The 16,626-nt window shown below is 59.5% G+C and carries 17 protein-coding genes and 1 pseudogene; 5 read left to right on the plus strand and 13 right to left on the minus strand.

From position 1 onward, the window contains the following. Nucleotides 1–223: 223 nt before the first annotated feature. On the plus strand, nucleotides 224–1,225 hold the full coding sequence (locus KI235_RS00760; protein ID WP_003196421.1) for an LLM class flavin-dependent oxidoreductase: 1,002 nt from the start codon (nucleotides 224–226) through the stop codon (nucleotides 1,223–1,225). A 54-nt stretch (nucleotides 1,226–1,279) separates the two neighbouring features. Here the strand turns inward: KI235_RS00760 and KI235_RS00765 are convergent, their stop codons facing one another. Together KI235_RS00765 and KI235_RS00770 are read right to left on the minus strand one after the other, a co-directional pair. Next, nucleotides 1,280–1,504, minus strand: coding sequence for a DUF1161 domain-containing protein (locus KI235_RS00765; RefSeq protein ID WP_003196422.1), 225 nt, complete (start codon nucleotides 1,502–1,504; stop codon nucleotides 1,280–1,282). Between the two features lie 115 nt (nucleotides 1,505–1,619). Continuing rightward, nucleotides 1,620–1,835, minus strand: a complete 216-nt coding sequence (locus KI235_RS00770) for a dodecin (RefSeq protein WP_003196424.1) — start codon at nucleotides 1,833–1,835, stop codon at nucleotides 1,620–1,622. Between the two features lie 155 nt (nucleotides 1,836–1,990). Between KI235_RS00770 and KI235_RS00775 the strand changes: the two genes are divergently transcribed. Further along, a complete protein-coding gene (locus tag KI235_RS00775) occupies nucleotides 1,991–2,317 on the plus strand; it encodes a DUF883 family protein (protein WP_003196426.1) in 327 nt (108 codons plus the stop codon). Here KI235_RS00775 and KI235_RS00780 read toward each other — a convergent pair. Beyond that, a pseudogene (locus KI235_RS00780) lies at nucleotides 2,290–3,206 on the minus strand (LysR family transcriptional regulator). The gene KI235_RS00775 and the pseudogene KI235_RS00780 overlap by 28 nt on opposite strands. A gap of 112 nt (nucleotides 3,207–3,318) precedes the next feature. Here KI235_RS00780 and trpB point away from each other — a divergent pair. Both trpB and trpA read left to right on the plus strand, forming a co-directional pair. Further along, nucleotides 3,319–4,551: a tryptophan synthase subunit beta gene (trpB, locus tag KI235_RS00785; RefSeq protein WP_003196431.1), complete on the plus strand. Its 1,233-nt coding sequence runs from the start codon at nucleotides 3,319–3,321 to the stop codon at nucleotides 4,549–4,551. Beyond that, nucleotides 4,551–5,363, plus strand: a complete 813-nt coding sequence (gene trpA, locus KI235_RS00790) for a tryptophan synthase subunit alpha (protein WP_003196433.1) — start codon at nucleotides 4,551–4,553, stop codon at nucleotides 5,361–5,363. The genes trpB and trpA overlap by 1 nt, the downstream gene beginning before the upstream one ends. An 83-nt stretch (nucleotides 5,364–5,446) precedes the next feature. On the opposite strand, the gene KI235_RS00795 is transcribed toward trpA, so the two are convergent. From KI235_RS00795 to KI235_RS00845, 10 genes are all read right to left on the minus strand, one after another. Then, complete coding sequence (locus tag KI235_RS00795; protein ID WP_013691997.1) at nucleotides 5,447–7,408, minus strand: DUF4105 domain-containing protein; 1,962 nt, start codon at nucleotides 7,406–7,408, stop codon at nucleotides 5,447–5,449. After that, complete coding sequence (locus KI235_RS00800) at nucleotides 7,405–7,725, minus strand: DUF2388 domain-containing protein (RefSeq protein WP_003187020.1); 321 nt, start codon at nucleotides 7,723–7,725, stop codon at nucleotides 7,405–7,407. The genes KI235_RS00795 and KI235_RS00800 overlap by 4 nt, the downstream gene beginning before the upstream one ends. A gap of 27 nt (nucleotides 7,726–7,752) precedes the next feature. Continuing rightward, a complete protein-coding gene (locus KI235_RS00805; protein ID WP_003196438.1) occupies nucleotides 7,753–8,061 on the minus strand; it encodes a DUF2388 domain-containing protein in 309 nt (102 codons plus the stop codon). Between the two features lie 106 nt (nucleotides 8,062–8,167). Beyond that, nucleotides 8,168–8,485, minus strand: a complete 318-nt coding sequence (locus tag KI235_RS00810) for a DUF2388 domain-containing protein (RefSeq protein ID WP_003196441.1) — start codon at nucleotides 8,483–8,485, stop codon at nucleotides 8,168–8,170. 340 nt (nucleotides 8,486–8,825) lie between these two features. After that, entirely contained in the window at nucleotides 8,826–9,041 is a 216-nt protein-coding gene (locus tag KI235_RS00815) for a DUF1127 domain-containing protein (protein WP_003187014.1), read from the minus strand. A gap of 319 nt (nucleotides 9,042–9,360) precedes the next feature. Then, a complete protein-coding gene (locus tag KI235_RS00820) occupies nucleotides 9,361–10,854 on the minus strand; it encodes an acetyl-CoA hydrolase/transferase family protein (RefSeq protein ID WP_003196443.1) in 1,494 nt (497 codons plus the stop codon). 199 nt (nucleotides 10,855–11,053) lie between these two features. Continuing rightward, the gene (locus tag KI235_RS00830; protein WP_003196445.1) at nucleotides 11,054–12,490 is read right to left on the minus strand and encodes an NAD(P)(+) transhydrogenase (Re/Si-specific) subunit beta; all 1,437 of its coding nucleotides are present in this window, start codon (nucleotides 12,488–12,490) and stop codon (nucleotides 11,054–11,056) included. Continuing rightward, nucleotides 12,490–12,813: an NAD(P) transhydrogenase subunit alpha gene (locus KI235_RS00835; RefSeq protein WP_003196446.1), complete on the minus strand. Its 324-nt coding sequence runs from the start codon at nucleotides 12,811–12,813 to the stop codon at nucleotides 12,490–12,492. Before KI235_RS00835 ends, KI235_RS00830 begins: the two co-directional genes overlap by 1 nt. Before the next feature lie 15 nt (nucleotides 12,814–12,828). Then, nucleotides 12,829–13,950, minus strand: coding sequence for a Re/Si-specific NAD(P)(+) transhydrogenase subunit alpha (locus tag KI235_RS00840; protein ID WP_003196448.1), 1,122 nt, complete (start codon nucleotides 13,948–13,950; stop codon nucleotides 12,829–12,831). A gap of 434 nt (nucleotides 13,951–14,384) precedes the next feature. Beyond that, nucleotides 14,385–15,281, minus strand: a complete 897-nt coding sequence (locus KI235_RS00845) for a LysR family transcriptional regulator (protein WP_003196450.1) — start codon at nucleotides 15,279–15,281, stop codon at nucleotides 14,385–14,387. A 156-nt stretch (nucleotides 15,282–15,437) separates the two neighbouring features. On the opposite strand from KI235_RS00845, the gene KI235_RS00850 reads away from it, so the two are divergent. Then, nucleotides 15,438–16,619, plus strand: a complete 1,182-nt coding sequence (locus tag KI235_RS00850; RefSeq protein ID WP_003196452.1) for an acyl-CoA dehydrogenase — start codon at nucleotides 15,438–15,440, stop codon at nucleotides 16,617–16,619. The last annotated feature ends 7 nt before the right edge of the window (nucleotides 16,620–16,626 follow it).

The raw sequence follows: 16,626 nt of genomic DNA on the forward strand, positions 1-16,626 counted from the left end.
TCCGGCGCGAGAGACGCGCCTGGGTATTTTTTTAACTGTCTGGGTTGTGAGGATAGACCGCCCGGAAAAGTTCACCTTGTCGATTAGCCGACGAATTTAGTAGGAAAATTCTTCGCAGGGATTGAAACTCGGGTATATGCCCACATTGCATGGAACACACCTTTAGAAACGGCAGGCTTTTGCCCTCGGGAAAAGCCCGGAACGCCGTTGGAGATCCCGGCCCATGAAACAGCTGTCCGAAGTGAAATTCTCAACCCTCGATCTGGTGCCTGTCCGCGCCGATGGCAATGCCGCCCAGTCCTTGCGCAACTCGCTGGACCTGGCACAGCACGTGGAAAAATACGGTTATACCCGTTTCTGGGTAGCCGAACACCACAACATGGATGGTATCGCCAGCTCCGCGACTGCGGTGCTGCTGGGGTATCTGGCGGGGGGGACTTCGACCATTCGTGTCGGCTCCGGCGGCGTCATGTTGCCCAATCACGCGCCGTTGATCATCGCCGAACAGTTCGGCACGCTGGAAAGCCTCTACCCGGGTCGAATCGACCTGGGGTTGGGGCGTGCGCCCGGTTCCGACCAGATGACTGCCCGGGCGCTGCGTCGCGAGCGCTCCGGCAGCGCGGACGATTTCCCTGAAGACGTGGCCGAGCTGATGCGCTACCTCGGCCCGCGCACCCCGGACCAACGCATCATCGCCATGCCCGGCACCGGGACCAATGTGCCGGTATGGTTGCTGGGGTCGAGCCTGTTCAGTGCGCAATTGGCCGGTGAACGCGGTTTGCCCTACGCATTCGCCTCCCATTTCGCACCGCGTTACATGCACGAGGCAATTCGCATCTACCGCAACCACTTCAAGCCGTCGGCGGTGCTCGACAAGCCTTATGTGATGCTCGGCGTGCCGCTGGTAGCGGCGGATACGGATGAACGGGCCGATTACCTGGCGACGTCGGTATACCAGCGGATCCTGGCGCTGATGCGCGGCCAGAGCCTGGTGCAGCGTCCGCCGGTCGAAACCATGAACGGCCTCTGGTTGCCCCATGAGAAAGAAGCGGTTGGCGATTTCTTGGGGCTGGCCATGGTCGGCGGTCCGCAGAAGATTCGCGCCAAGCTCGAGGTGCTGATTGAGCAAACCCAGGCCGATGAGCTGATTTTCACCAGTGACCTGTATGAGCATGCCGATCGTTTGCACTCATACGAGTTGCTGGCGCAGGTCATGAAAGGCTGAATGACGCGCATAAAAAAGCCGACGCACTGCGTCGGCTTTGACGTTCGAAAAGAATCATTTTTTATAGACGATTTCTTTCGTGCCGCCCTCACAGGTGCCGACGACTTTTTGTCCGTCAGCCGCTGCGCCCTTATCGACGATTTCCAGCGAATAACCTGACACGCCCTTGCCATCCAGCTTCGCTGCGATTTCGCTTTTCAGCTCTTCGCAGGGCTTGCCGGCCGCAAACGCGCCACCGGCAAGGCTCAGCAAACCCAGGGCTACCATCAACTTTTTCATCGCTCGCACTCCATGGTCGGATCAAATAGGGCAGGTATTGGCAAAACAGAATGCGCATACCATAGCGCATCGCCATTCCCTATGGCACTCCGCCAGCGTGCAAGTTCATTGCTCCTCAGCTATTCACAATCCGGAACCCGACTTTGAGGGTGACCTGAAAGTGCGCGGCCCGGCCGTTTTCAATGTGTCCTCGGGTTTCCGTGACTTCGAACCACTCCAAGTGCTTGAGGCTTTTGCTGGCCTCGGCCAGGGCATTATTGATGGCGTCTTCAATGCTGGTGGGAGACGAACCGACCAGCTCGACTTTTTTGTAAGTGTGATGATCACTCATGAGGTTCTCCTTGGTTGTTTTTAACAGCCTAGCAGCGATTTTTCGTCATACGTGTGTCGCCGTTTACGCGCTGAAGTTCAGATTTACTGCACTTTCAGAAACGGCCGCAGTCCCAATTCACACACGCCACTCAACCACTGCAGGAGAGAGCCACCATGGCCAGCAATTCGTTACGCAAAGCCTCGTTGCAAAGCATGGAAGCGGAGATCGAGAGTCTGCTCAAGTCGTTGGAAAGCCTGAAGGACGACGCTTCGGACGAGTCGCGTAAGACCCTCAAGTCGCTCAAGGCCAATGCTGAGAACGCCCTGAAACATTCTCGCCATCTGCTCAGCGACGCGTATGAAGAGGTCAAGGTGAAAACCCGTGAAACCGGGATCGCCACACGCGACTACGCGCAGGAACATCCATGGACCACGGCCGGCGTCGCGGTCGGTGCGCTTGGTTTGCTGGCTGCTTACTTGCTGTGCAAACGCGGAGACTGAGTCGGTTGGCTCAGCTCATGCCTGAGCCACTGGGCCAATTGCCGAGCGCGTCCATCTGCGGCTCGCTTGGGTAGCCACAACGCCAGTCGCGCCGCCGTTTCATCGAAACCCCACGGCGCGACCAGGCGACCGGCACGCACGTCCTCGGCCACCAGCGGCTCGGGCGCGATCGCCACGCCAAGCCCCGCTACGGCGGCCTCCAGCAAATAATACAGATGCTCGAATCCTTGCCCGAATTTCAATGCCCGGGGATCAAGGTCGTTTTGCTGTGCCCAGGTCGGCCAGGCCTGTGGGCGGGAGGTGGTGTGCAGCAACGATTCGTCCAGCAATGCGCTGGTCGATGCGGCCTGCAAGCGGGCGAATCCGACGTAGTGCGGGCTCATCACGGGGCCGATCCGCTCGCTCACCAGTTCATACACCTGCATGTCGGCCGGCCAGGGTGGTTCGGCGAATACCAGCAAGGCGTCCAGTCCCGGTCGCCGGGGGTCCAGGTCGCCCTCGCCGGCGGACAGGTGCAGGCGCAAGTCAGGCAGGTCGGCATTGAGCCTGCCCAGGCGGGGAATAAACCAGCGTGCCAGCAAGCTTCCCGAGCAGCCCAGGACAAACGGGGCATCGGCCGTGCTTTGCGTCAGTTCCGCGCACACGCTGCGTAACCGCTCGAACGCGTCAGTGCTGGCATCGCGCAGACGCATGCCGGCATCTGTGAGTTTCAAGCCGCGTCCATCCTTGATGAACAGGCTGACACCTAAATGCTCTTCCAGCACCTTCAGCTGTCGACTTACAGCGCCATGGGTGACGTGCAGTTGTTCGGCCGCCTGGCTTACGCTGTTCAAGCGGGCGGTGGCCTCGAAGGCGCGCAAGGCGTTGAGGGGGGAAGGTCGTGGCTCATGTTATCTGTGAGTTTTTCTGACAGGTTGTGGCGATCTTATCGGTTTTCAGTGGCGGATGTCAGGGGTAGAGTGAGCCTCATTGTCTTTCAACGCATTTGCTTGGAGCGCCCGATGACCCAGCCTACGACCCCTTTCAACCTGCGCAGCGGTCCCGATGCCAACGGCCTGTTCGGTGCGTTCGGTGGCCGCTATGTGGCCGAAACCCTGATGCCGCTGATCCTTGATCTGGCCCGCGAATACGAAGTGGCGAAGGAAGATCCGGCGTTCCTCGAAGAGTTGGCCTACTTCCAGCGCGACTACGTCGGACGTCCGAGCCCGCTCTACTTCGCCGAGCGCCTGACCGAATACTGCGGCGGTGCCAAGATCTATCTCAAGCGTGAGGAGCTGAACCACACCGGCGCGCACAAGATCAACAACTGCATCGGCCAGATCCTGCTGGCGCGGCGCATGGGCAAGAAACGCATCATCGCCGAGACCGGCGCCGGCATGCACGGTGTGGCCACCGCCACGGTGGCCGCGCGTTTTGGCCTCGATTGTGTGATCTACATGGGCACCACCGACATCGAGCGCCAGCAGGCCAACGTGTTTCGCATGAAGCTGCTGGGCGCTGAAGTGATCCCGGTGGTCGCTGGCACCGGTACCCTGAAAGATGCAATGAACGAGGCCCTGCGCGACTGGGTCACCAACGTCGACAGCACGTTCTACCTGATCGGTACCGTGGCTGGCCCGCATCCGTATCCGGCGATGGTGCGTGACTTCCAGGCTGTGATCGGCAAGGAAACCCGCGAGCAGTTGCAAGCCCAGGAAGGTCGCCTGCCGGACAGCCTGGTGGCGTGCATCGGCGGTGGCTCCAACGCCATGGGCCTGTTCCACCCGTTCCTGGACGACAAGAGCGTCGAGATCATCGGCGTCGAAGCCGCCGGTTATGGCATCGAGACCGGTAAGCATGCGGCGAGCCTGAACGGCGGCGTCCCCGGTGTACTGCACGGCAACCGCACCTTCCTGTTGCAGGACGACGATGGTCAGATCATCGACGCCCATTCGATTTCCGCCGGTCTCGACTACCCCGGCATCGGTCCGGAACACGCCTGGTTGCACGACATTGGTCGCGTCCAGTACACCTCGGTGACCGACGCCGAAGCTCTGGAAGCCTTTCACAAATGCTGCCGACTGGAAGGGATCATTCCTGCATTGGAAAGCGCCCATGCCCTGGCGGAAGTGTTCAAACGCGCACCGAACCTGCCGAAGGATCACCTGATGGTGGTCAACCTGTCCGGCCGTGGCGACAAAGACATGCAAACCGTGATGCACCACATGGAACAGTCCCAGCAGGAGAAACACTGATGAGCCGCCTGCAAACCCGTTTTGCCGAACTCAAGGAACAGAACCGCGCCGCCCTGGTGACTTTCGTCACGGCTGGCGACCCGGACTACGACACCTCGCTGGCAATCCTCAAGGGCCTGCCAGCGGCCGGTGCCGATGTCATCGAGCTGGGCATGCCGTTCACCGACCCGATGGCCGACGGTCCGGCGATCCAGTTGGCGAACATTCGTGCCTTGGGCGCCCAGCAGAACCTGGCGAAAACCCTGCAGATGGTTCGTGAGTTCCGCAAAGACAACAGCGAGACGCCGTTGGTGCTGATGGGCTACTTCAACCCGATCCACCGTTATGGCGTGCAGCGTTTCATTGGCGAGGCGCTGGAATCTGGTGTGGATGGCCTGATCGTTGTGGACATGCCGCCCGAGCACAACAGCGAACTGTGCGAACCGGCCCAGGCAGCAGGCCTGGACTTCATCCGCCTGACCACGCCAACCACCGACGACGTGCGTTTGCCAACGGTGCTCAATGGTAGTTCCGGCTTTGTATATTACGTATCGGTGGCGGGTGTGACCGGTGCCGGTGCCGCGACGCTGGAGCATGTGGAAGAAGCCGTGGCGCGCTTGCGTCGCCACACCGATTTGCCGATCAGCATTGGTTTCGGTATCCGTACGCCGGAGCAGGCTGCGGCCATCGCACGATTGGCTGATGGTGTGGTGGTTGGCTCGGCGCTGATCGACCATATCGCCAATGCCGATACGTCGGAACAGGCAATCGATGGCGTGTTGAGCTTGTGTGCCGCCCTGGCCGATGGTGTGCGCAAGGCGCGTGTCAGCTGATTGTTGATCGTCCTGCAGCATGAAAAAAGGGGTTCAGAACTTGGTTCTGAACCCCTTTTTGTTATCGCTTCAAGCAGTGCACGTCAGGGCAATTCCAACCCGCCCCCGGCCTTGTGCAGTCTGCGCAAATGCTCGCCGATCGCTTTCACATTGGCCTCGCTGGCAGCAATTTCAGCGGCGCGACTCGGCTCAAGCAATGCCCGGACTTCCTTGTCCAGGTCACCTGTCAGCGTTTGAAGCTGTTTCTGGCGCAAGCTGCTTTCCGACTCCAAGCGTTGCCACTCGCTGGGTTGCGGCAAGCCATAGCCGCTGCTGCCCAGCAGTTCGGCCGGACGGCTCAGGAAGCCGCTGTTGGCGAGGATCTGCTGCAGCGTTGCATTAGCCCTTTCCATGCCGCCATTCTGCAATTCACGGGCTCCGAGATAACGCTGTTTGACTTCATCCTGGGCCAACAACAGTTGCCGACGATAACTGGCCTGTTCCAACAGCAACAGCGCCGCGCTGGTGCGCAGGTCGGCCTGTTCGAACCAGACGCGGCGTTCGGCGGCGTCCAGGGCCAGCCAGTCCTCCACCGTTTGTTGCTTGATCGGCAGATACTTCTTCAGCACATCGAACATCGCCTGGTATCGCTCGCGGAATGAGTCGAAGCGGTAGCCCAGGCGCAGGGCTTCCTTGGGATCATCCAGCACGCTGGTATCCGCCAGGCCCCGGCCCTTGAGGACTTCCAGCAAGCCGTTGGGCATGATGCTGTCCAGGCCCTTGAGCTGCTCGTTATTGCTGCCGCTGCGCAACAGCTTCAAGCTTTCCACGGCGCAGTTGTTGGACAGGAAGTAATAGTTGCCGTCGTAGCTCCAATGCATTTCGGCGGCGTGCTCGACCGTCTCCTCGATCTCGGTGCGCGACAGGTTCAGCGGCACCGACGCCAGGCTGCGCAGTTCGGTCTTGGTGTATTCATCGATCACCTGGGCCAACGGCAATACGAACAGGCGCGACGGGTATTTGCCGACCAGCCCGTCCCAACTCGATAGCTGCACATCGCCGACGAAGGCGCGGTACGACAGCACCAGGTGTTGGTCCAGATCCAGTCGGCAGTCCGGGCCACGTGGGCGACCTGGTGCGCAGATCACCAGCCGGAGCATGCTGTGGCCCCAGCGGCTCACCCAGTTCTGGTTGGCTTCGGCCAGCAGGTAATCAATGGCATAGACCCGCTCTGGATCGACCTTGCCCAGTGGTGTCTTGGCGAAGTCGTTGCCAGCATTGAGGAACGCGAACGATTTGGCGCAGGTGTCCTTGGCGGCGGGTGCCCAGCCGAAGTGTTCCTGGTAATAGCGATACAGGGCGGGACGTCGGCAGGCGTAGCTCGGGTCGAGGAGAAAGTACTCCATATTGACCGCGACGAACTCCTTGGGGCTGCTCGTTTCATAGAGGTCCGGGCTGCGGGCGACCTGGCGGTTGTGCTGTTCCCGCTCTCCGCGACGGCCGACGTATTGCGGCCAGCCGGCGAGGTCCAGCAAGCGCGGATCATCGCTGAGGGTGAAGCGGCGGTCGTTCTGGCCCCGGCATTCATCGGGAAGACCGATCAACCCGGCGCTGCTGTTGCGTCGAGTGCAACGCTGGATCAGCGCCCGCTCGGGATCTGGCCAGAGACGCGAGCGGTCATAAATGTGGGTCAGTTCGTGCAAAACGGTGGCGAGCATTTCCCGTCGTACGGTGCCATGGGGGCGACGGGTCTTTTGCGTCGCGGCGCTGCCGTCGACAAGGCTGTCGAGCAGGTTGCTATTGAGGTCCAGTTGCGACACCAGCGAGGCCTGGCCGTAGGCGTTGGCCGGCATCTGGTCGGTCCAGCCGACATCGATGCGTCGGTCCAGCCGCTCGATGAAGCGCGGCGGCAGCGCCTGCATGGCTTCATCGAGCAGCGCCTGGCTGGCCTGCTGTTGCGCCGGGCTCAGTCCTTCGACGTTGAGGTGCAGTCGCAGGCCGGCCTGGGCCATGCTGCCCGTGAGCAGCAAGACCCCGGCCGCCAGCCAGGCGGCGAACCGCCTCACAATGCGAGGATGGCTTCGGCGAGAACCTGGTCACTGGCGTCGCGGGCTTCCGGCACGCGGGTGCGCAAGGTGTCGAAGGCGGCCTCGAGATGAGCGCCACGAATTTCACCATTGCTGGCGACAAAACTGGCTGCATCGTCGTGGGCTTCGCGGACGATTTTCGAATCACGGATGGAGGTGGTGGTGTCGGAAGTGAAATCAATCGTGCGCTGGGAAGCGCGAACGATGATGTTACTGGTGGCTACCAGGGTATGTGCCTGGGCCACATCGGCCAACACCAGCAGGCCTAGGGCGGCAGCAATCAGCGGGCTACGCATGGAACGACTCCGGAGAAATAAGGATAACTATTGGACGAGAATTGCCTGTGCCAGTTCAAGGTCGCTGACGTGAAGTTTTGGCTGGGTCCGGCGCAGGTAATCCAAGGCCGATTCCAGCTGTGCACCTCGCAACTGCCCGTCGCTGGCAATGAAGGCCGCGGCGTCATCGTGAGCGGCGACGATCAGTTTATGGTCGAAGGGCGCGGAGGTCACCATGCTCGTGGCATAGACGCTGACCACCACTTGCTGGGTGGACACATCGAAGGCATGGGCCGGAACAGACCAGCAAAAAACTACGAAGAAAGACGCGATGAACAGATCTGAGTAAAAGCGCATGGGACTCGACGGTTGATGGCGAGCCTGAAGGCTAGCGCAAACCTGCGGGCCAGAGCCAGCGCTGAAACATCGGAACACCATTGGGTGCCCGATGTTTCATGTTGCATCAGATTACCAGGATGGCCTGGGCCAGCTGCGCATCGGTGGCGTTGAGCTGCGGTGCCTGCTGGCGGATGTAATCCAGGGCACTTTCCAGTTTCACACCACGGATGGCGCCTTCGCTGGCCACGAAGCTGGCGGCATCATCACGGGCGGCCTGAACGATCTTGTTGTCCCGCAGTGATGAGGTTGCATCGGAGGTCACGTCGGACGTGGCCTTGAGTGCGCCGACAATGGAGTCAGTGGTGACGATAAAGCTGCTGGCGTTGGAGTGGGCGGCTACGGCCAGCAGGGCAACTGCGCTGAGCAGGCGGAGACGGATCATGAGAAAACTCCTTGAAGGATGAGGATACCGGTGCGTGTAGCTGGAAGAGGAGACGCATGCTCGACTCGCTTCGCCACGTTCGCATCGATATTAGGACAGAACGCGTTGGGTGACAGCCTTTGCGACGGTCATCGGCAGCATGATGCCCGCATTGGGTGCTACGGCTCAAGATGAACTGTACTGGTATGTTGTTAAGATCTTGGAAACTGTTATATCTCTCCGGTCTTCCAAAAAACAGGGCCGGAAACGACAAGACCCGTCGCAGTTTCCCGCGACGGGTCTTGTTTGTTCAATTCGGTGCTGGCGGTGGACCCGGTGGGTCAGGGCCAGCGACGCTGAGTTAGCGCCAGAACGGCTTGCTCAGCTCTTCGTAACGTTGTGCTTCGCTGATACCGGCGTCAGCCAGCAGGCGCGAATCCAGACGAGCCAGTTGGTGGCGGCTGGCGATGCGGCGCTGCCACAACATCAGGTTAGCGATAACGCGAAGAGGCAGGGAAGCCTGGTTTTTTTCAGCTTTGTCTTCGAAAAACAGCTCGGAACTGAGTGTACGTTCCATGGTTGACATCCTTCCGCTTGTGGCGGGATTAGGTAGTGGTTTAACTGGTGCCCATGATCCTCTCGTTTGGCCAGTCTCTCTAGATACAGTTCACCTGTATTGTGAGAGACCAGTTAACTGTTAAAGAGCGGTGTACTGGTCAATATTGAGGCAACTGTACCTATCTGCACAGTAATGGTGCAATTTAGGTGGTTGACAGAAGTTTTGTGGGAAAAGACTGTAAGAAAACACCGGTACAGCAGTACAGTTTTTGTCGAGTCAGGCTCGGGTGACGGCCTTCAATCAAAACTGTATTTGCGATAGCGGTGATCCAGCTGTATCAGACGGCCAACATGCGCCCGGTCTCTTCGAGGTTGACGTGCCAACTCAGTGCATCGCGCAGGATGTGCGGGGTATGTCCACCCAGGGCGCAGGCTGCTTCGAAATAATCATTCAGAGCTTGGCGGTAGGACGGGTGCACGCAGTTGTCGATGACCACTCGTGCCCGCTCCCTTGGCGCCAGGCCGCGCAGGTCGGCCAGGCCGATCTCGGTCACCAGGATGTCGACATCGTGCTCGGTATGGTCCACATGGCTGACCATCGGCACGACACTGGAAATGGCACCGCCCTTGGCAATCGACTTGGTAACGAAAATCGCCAAGTGGGCGTTGCGGGCGAAATCCCCCGAACCGCCAATGCCATTCATCATCCGAGTGCCGCAGATATGGGTGGAGTTGACGTTGCCGTACAGGTCGAACTCCAGCGCGGTATTGATACCGATGATGCCCAGGCGGCGGACGACCTCGGGATGATTGGAGATCTCCTGTGGGCGCAGGACCAGTTTGTCCTTATACCTTTCCAGATTTCCGAATACATCGGCGTTGCGTCGGCTCGACAGGGTGATAGAGCTGCCGGAGGCGAAGCTCAGCTTGCCAGCGTCGATCAAGTCAAATGTCGAGTCCTGCAGGACCTCGGAATACATGGTCAGGTCTTCGAAGGGGGAATCGATCAGCCCGCACATCACGGCGTTGGCGATGTTGCCAATCCCGGCCTGCAACGGCCCGAGCTTGTTGGTCATGCGCCCAGCCGCAACTTCCTGCTTGAAGAAGTCGATCAGATGATCGGCGATGGCCTGGGTGTCGCTGTCCGGTGACGCGACGGTCGAAGGCGAGTCCCCTTGGTTGGTGATGACAATGGCGGCAATTTTTTCCGGCGGGATCGGGATAGCGGGGCTGCCAATACGGTCGTCGACTTTCACCAGGGGGATTGGGGTGCGGGTCGGGCGATAAGTCGGGATATAGATGTCGTGCAGCCCTTCCAGGTTCGGGTTGTGGGCCATGTTGATCTCGATGATCACTTGCCGGGCGAAGATGGCGAAACTGGCCGAGTTACCTACCGATGTGGTCGGTACGATATGCCCTTGCTCGGTGATGGCCACCGCTTCGATCACGGCAATGTCGGGCAGCTTGAGCTGGCCGTTGCGCAGTTGTTCAACGGTTTCCGAGAGATGCTGGTCGATGAACATCACCTCGCCTGCGTTGATCGCCTTGCGCAACGTGCTGTCGACCTGGAATGGCATACGCCGCGCCAGCACGCCGGCCTCGGTGAGTTCCTTGTCGAGATCGTTACCCAGGCTCGCACCCGTCATCAGGCTGATTTTCAGCGGAGTGACCTTGGCGCGCTCAGCCAGGGCGTGGGGCACTGCTTTCGCTTCTCCGGCGCGGGTAAAGCCGCTCATGCCGACGGTCATGCCGTCCTGAATCAACAAGGCTGCTTCGGCAGCGCTCATCACTTTATTCAATAACGAAGGCAAGCGGATGCGATCACGGTACATAGGTTGTTATCTCGGGCTGGAAAGCAAGATGCGCAGTCTAGTGAATTCGCGCGGTGCCCGACCCGCTACAAAGGTCGCATTTAAGGCCTCTATTACGGGTGTTTCAGGCAAAACATTATTACCGGATCGGTAACGTTCGGCCTTGATACAAATCAAAACGCCCCGACGAGTCGGGGCGTTGATGGCGAAGCCGTGAGTGTTATTCCACTGCTTTGACCATGTCTTCAATGACCTTCTTGGCGTCACCGAACACCATCATGGTCTTGTCGAGATAGAACAGCTCGTTGTCCAGGCCGGCATAGCCGCTGGCCATCGAGCGCTTGTTGACGATGATGGTCTTGGCCTTGAAGGCCTCGAGGATCGGCATGCCGGCAATCGGCGACTTCGGATCGTTCTTCGCCGCCGGGTTGACCACGTCGTTGGCGCCCAGTACCAGCACCACGTCGGCCTGGCCGAACTCGGAGTTGATGTCTTCCATCTCGAACACCTGGTCGTAAGGCACTTCGGCCTCGGCCAGCAGGACGTTCATGTGCCCGGGCATGCGACCGGCCACCGGGTGGATCGCGTATTTGACGGTCACGCCGTGGTGGGTCAGCTTCTCGGTCAGCTCTTTCAGCGCGTGCTGCGCTCGTGCCACCGCCAAGCCATAGCCCGGCACGATGATCACCGTGTCGGCGTTGGTCAGCAGGAAGGTCGCGTCGTCAGCCGAACCGGATTTCACCGGGCGGGCTTCTTTCGAACCGGCCGGGCCAGCAGCATCTGCTGTGTTGCCGAAACCGCCGAGCAACACGTTGAAGAACGAACGGTTCATCGCCTTGCACATGATGTACGAGAGGATCGCACCGCTCGAACCCACCAACGAACCGGCAATGATCAGCATCGAGTTATTCAGCGAGAAACCGATACCTGCTGCGGCCCAACCGGAATAACTGTTGAGCATCGAGACCACCACCGGCATGTCCGCGCCGCCGATCGGGATGATGATCAGCACGCCCAGGACAAACGCCAGGGCCAGCATCAAGGCGAACGCGCCGAGGTTACCGGTGAACATAAAGGTCAGGCCCAGGCCCAGCGTTGCCAGGCCCAGGATCAGGTTGAGCTTGTGCTGACCACCAAACTGTACCGGTGCGCCCTGGAACAGACGGAACTTGTACTTGCCCGAGAGCTTGCCGAACGCGATCACCGAACCGGAGAAGGTAATTGCACCAATGGCTGCGCCGAGGAACAGCTCCAGGCGGTTACCCGCCGGAATCGAATCACCCAGTTGCTTGACGATGCCCAGGGATTGCGGCTCGACGACCGCTGCGACAGCAATGAACACCGCCGCCAGGCCGATCATGCTGTGCATGAACGCCACCAGCTCCGGCATCTTGGTCATCTCGACGCGCTTGGCCATGATCGAGCCAGCGGTGCCGCCGATCAGCAGGCCGACGATGACGTAGCCGATGCCGGCTGTCGCTAGCTCAGCGCCCAGCTTATAGATGAGGCCCACAGTGGTAAGCACCGCCAGCGCCATGCCGAGCATGCCGAACAGGTTGCCTCGGCGTGACGTGGTGGGGTGCGACAGGCCTTTGAGGGCCTGGATGAAGCAGATCGACGCGATCAGGTAGAGCGTCGTTACCAGGTTCATGCTCATTACTTGGGCGCCTCTTCTTTTGCGGCTTTCGGGGCTTTTTTCTTGAACATCTCAAGCATGCGGCGCGTCACCAGGAAGCCACCGAATACGTTGACCGCGGCCAGGGCCACGGCGAGGGTGCCCATGGTCTTGCCCAGAGGCGTTACGGTCAGCGCGGCAGCGAGCATGGCGCCGACGATCACGATCGCCGAAATGGCGTTGGTTACCGCCATCAACGGCGTGTGCAGCGCGGGTGTTACGTTCCAGACCACGTGATAACCGACATAAATCGCCAGCACGAAGATGATCAGGTTGTAGATACCGGGGGAGATAAGCTCTTCCATTGTCTGAATCCCTGCTTAGGCGTTTTTGCGGATGACTTGGCCGTCGCGGCACATCAGGCACGCGGCAACGATGTCGTCTTCCAGGTTCACGTCGAACTGACCTTCCTTGGTGAAGACCAGCTTCAGGAAGTCCAGCAGGTTGCGGGCGTACAGCGCCGAAGCGTCAGCCGCGACTTCACCGGCCAGGTTGGTCGGACCGCAAATGGTCACGCCATTCTCGACAACCACCTGATCGGCCACGGTCAGCGGGCAGTTACCGCCCTGGGCTGCCGCGAGATCGATGACCACCGAGCCGGGTTTCATCTGCGCGACGGTTTCGGCGCTCAGCAGCGTCGGTGCCTTGCGGCCCGGAATCAATGCGGTGGTGATGACGATGTCCGCCTGCTTGGCGCGCTCGTGCACCGCTTGGGCCTGGCGCTGCATCCAGCTGGCCGGCATCGGCCGGGCGTAACCACCGACGCCGACGGCGCATTCACGTTCTTCGTCGGTTTCGTAAGGCACGTCGACGAACTTGGCGCCGAGGGATTCGATTTGTTCCTTGACCGCCGGACGCACATCCGAGGCTTCGATCACCGCGCCCAGACGCTTGGCCGTGGCAATCGCCTGCAACCCGGCCACGCCCGCGCCGAGAATCAGCACGCGCGCCGCTTTCACGGTGCCTGCGGCGGTCATCAGCATCGGCATGAAGCGCGGGTAGTGGTGGGCGGCCAACAGTACGGCTTTATAGCCGGCAATGTTCGCTTGAGACGACAGCACATCCAGGCTTTGGGCGCGGGAGGTACGTGGCGCGGCCTCAAGGGCGAAAGCGGTGATGCCGCATTCGGCCAGCTTGGCGATGGTTTCGTTGTTGAACGGATTGAGCATGCCCACCAGAACGGTGCCGCTCTTGATCAGCGTCAGTTCGCTGTCGCTGGGGGCAACCACCTTGAGAATCAGCTCGGCCCCGAATGCATCACTGGCACTGCCAATGGTTGCGCCCGCCGCCTCATAGGCACTGTCGATAACACTGGCCTTGATGCCGGCGCCGCTTTGAACAGTGACTTTATGGCCTTGGCCAATCAGCTTCTTGATGGTTTCCGGGGTAGCAGCAACCCGTGTTTCACCCGTTTGGGTTTCGAGGGGAACACCAATGTGCACGTCAAATCTCCTGCGTGATCTTATTGAGTAAACCCAGGCACTTCGGATGGTGCGGCTGGGGCGGCCGATCAGCACGATCCCGCCAAACCAGGCGGGGCGCGGCATTTTGCAGGCGAAAATTCAGCCCTTCAAGGGATTATGACGGGTGACGGAAAATTAACTACAAGTCACCCTGTGACCGAATGTCGCAATTATCGATCGGCATCCCTTGTAGGCCGTGCTTTCCAAGGATTCAGGTTCAAATTGACAACTTTTCCCATCGGCCAGGTGAATAGGCCCTGATGCGCTGCACAATATGGCTCAAAGCCATGTATTTAAACGCTTTGGAGACTACTGCACGGGCTTCATAACAGATTGACTGAATGCGACATAAACTTATATCTGTAGCGACCTTTGTTAGTTGACTACCTAAGTAAGTCTTAGGCTTTTCCTTTTTAATCAAGGAGATAGCTAGTGGCCTGCTTCACGAGCCAATCGCGAAAAGCTCGAAGAGAGGCGGATTCGACCTTTCGCTCTGGAATCATCAGGTAGTAGGCCTTGATGCTCGATAGCGCGCTACGGTTGGCCACGACCAGTCGTTTCTCTGCCAGCTCGCGCTGGATCAAGAAGGGTGGAATCAGCGCAATGCCCATGTCGTGCATGGCCGCTTGGGCAAGCATGGAGAATAGTTCATAACGCGGGCCTGTCAGGTCTCGTGCAATGTTCAGGTTCTGGGCATTGAACCACTGGCGCCATGCATACGGGCGAGTGGTCTGTTGGAGCAAGGGCAATTCGGCGATGGCCTCTGGTGTCAGGCTCGTCCGATCTCCCAGTAAGGTAGGGCTGCATACCGGCATCGGATTTTCGCCCATCAGTTTGTGGGATTCGGTACCGGACCAGTCCGCATCACCAAAATAGATGGCGGCGTCAAACTCTGTGTCCGCAAAGAGAAAGGGCCTTGTGCGGTTGGTCAGGTTGACGGTGACTTCCGGATGCTGCTGCTGGAAATCCTTGAGGCGTGGTAGCAGCCATTGAGTACCGAAGGTTGGAACCACGGCCAGTTCGATCACGTTCGCACCGGTGTGTCCCATCACTGAAAGAGCGTCGCGCTCGACGGCGTCCAGTTGGGTGGCGACTCGACGGCTGTAGGAAAGGCCGGCTTCGGTCAGTTTGACGCCTCGACGCGAGCGTCGGAAAAGCTCCACGCTGAGGAAGTCTTCCAGGCTGGCGATTTGTCGGCAGATCGCGCCCTGCGTAAGAGAAAGCTCGTGCGCAGCCTTGGTGAAGCTCTCATGACGTGCGGCAGCCTCGAAACTGATCAGGGCGGTGGTGCTGGGGATTTTACGGCGCATGTACGCAAGCCTCACTCAATATCGACATAAACGGGGTTTATGGCGTTTACGGAGTGAGAAATTAGCACAAGATAGTGCGCAATCCTCGTTTGCCCTTGTAGGAAAGCGCGCCTAGGATCAATCCACGATTTTCATTTAATTGGCGAGGACTCTTTCATGGCCGGTAAAGCGAGCTTCAACTGGATCGATCCATTGTTGCTGGATCAGCAGCTCACCGAAGAAGAACGCATGATCCGCGACACTGCTGAGCAGTTCGCCCAGCAGAAGCTCGCGCCGCGGGTGCTGGAAGCGTTTCGTCATGAGAAGACCGACCCGGCGATTTTCCGCGAGATGGGTGAGATCGGCCTGCTGGGGGCAACCATTCCTGAGCAGTACGGTGGCAGTGGGCTGAACTACGTCAGCTATGGCCTGATCGCTCGTGAAGTCGAGCGCGTCGATTCCGGTTATCGCTCGATGATGAGCGTGCAGTCCTCGCTGGTCATGGTGCCGATCAATGAATTCGGTACCGAGGCGCAAAAACAGAAGTATCTGCCGAAGCTGGCGTCTGGTGAATGGATCGGTTGCTTTGGGCTGACCGAGCCGAACCATGGTTCCGACCCGGGCGCGATGATTACCCGGGCGCGCAAAGTGGAGGGCGGCTACAGCCTGACGGGTAGCAAAATGTGGATCACCAACAGTCCGATCGCCGACGTCTTTGTCGTCTGGGGTAAGGACGACGCCGGCGATATCCGCGGCTTCGTGCTCGAGAAGGGCTGGAAGGGCCTGAGTGCGCCGGCCATTCACGGCAAGGTCGGGTTGCGCGCCTCGATCACTGGCGAAATCGTGATGGACAACGTATTCGTTCCAGAAGAGAACATCTTCCCGGATGTCCGTGGCCTGAAGGGCCCTTTTACTTGCCTGAACTCGGCGCGCTACGGCATCTCCTGGGGCGCCTTGGGGGCCGCTGAGTTCTGCTGGCATACCGCTCGCCAGTACACGCTGGACCGCCAACAGTTTGGGCGTCCGCTGGCTGCCAATCAGTTGATTCAGAAGAAGCTGGCCGACATGCAGACCGAAATCACGCTGGCCCTGCAGGGATGCCTACGTCTTGGACGTATGAAAGATGAGGGCACGGCGGCGGTCGAGATCACCTCGATCATGAAGCGCAACTCCTGCGGCAAATCCCTGGATATCGCTCGCATGGCGAGGGACATGCTGGGTGGCAACGGTATTTCCGATGAGTTTGGCGTCGCTCGTCATCTCGTGAACCTGGAAGTCGTAAACACCTACGAAGGCACCCACGATGTTCATGCGCTGATCCTGGGGCGTGCGCAAACCGGTATCCAGGCGTTCTATTAATAGGGGA

It is taken from the genome of Pseudomonas sp. St386, from assembly GCF_018325865.1.
Taxonomy (GTDB): domain Bacteria; phylum Pseudomonadota; class Gammaproteobacteria; order Pseudomonadales; family Pseudomonadaceae; genus Aquipseudomonas; species Aquipseudomonas brassicacearum.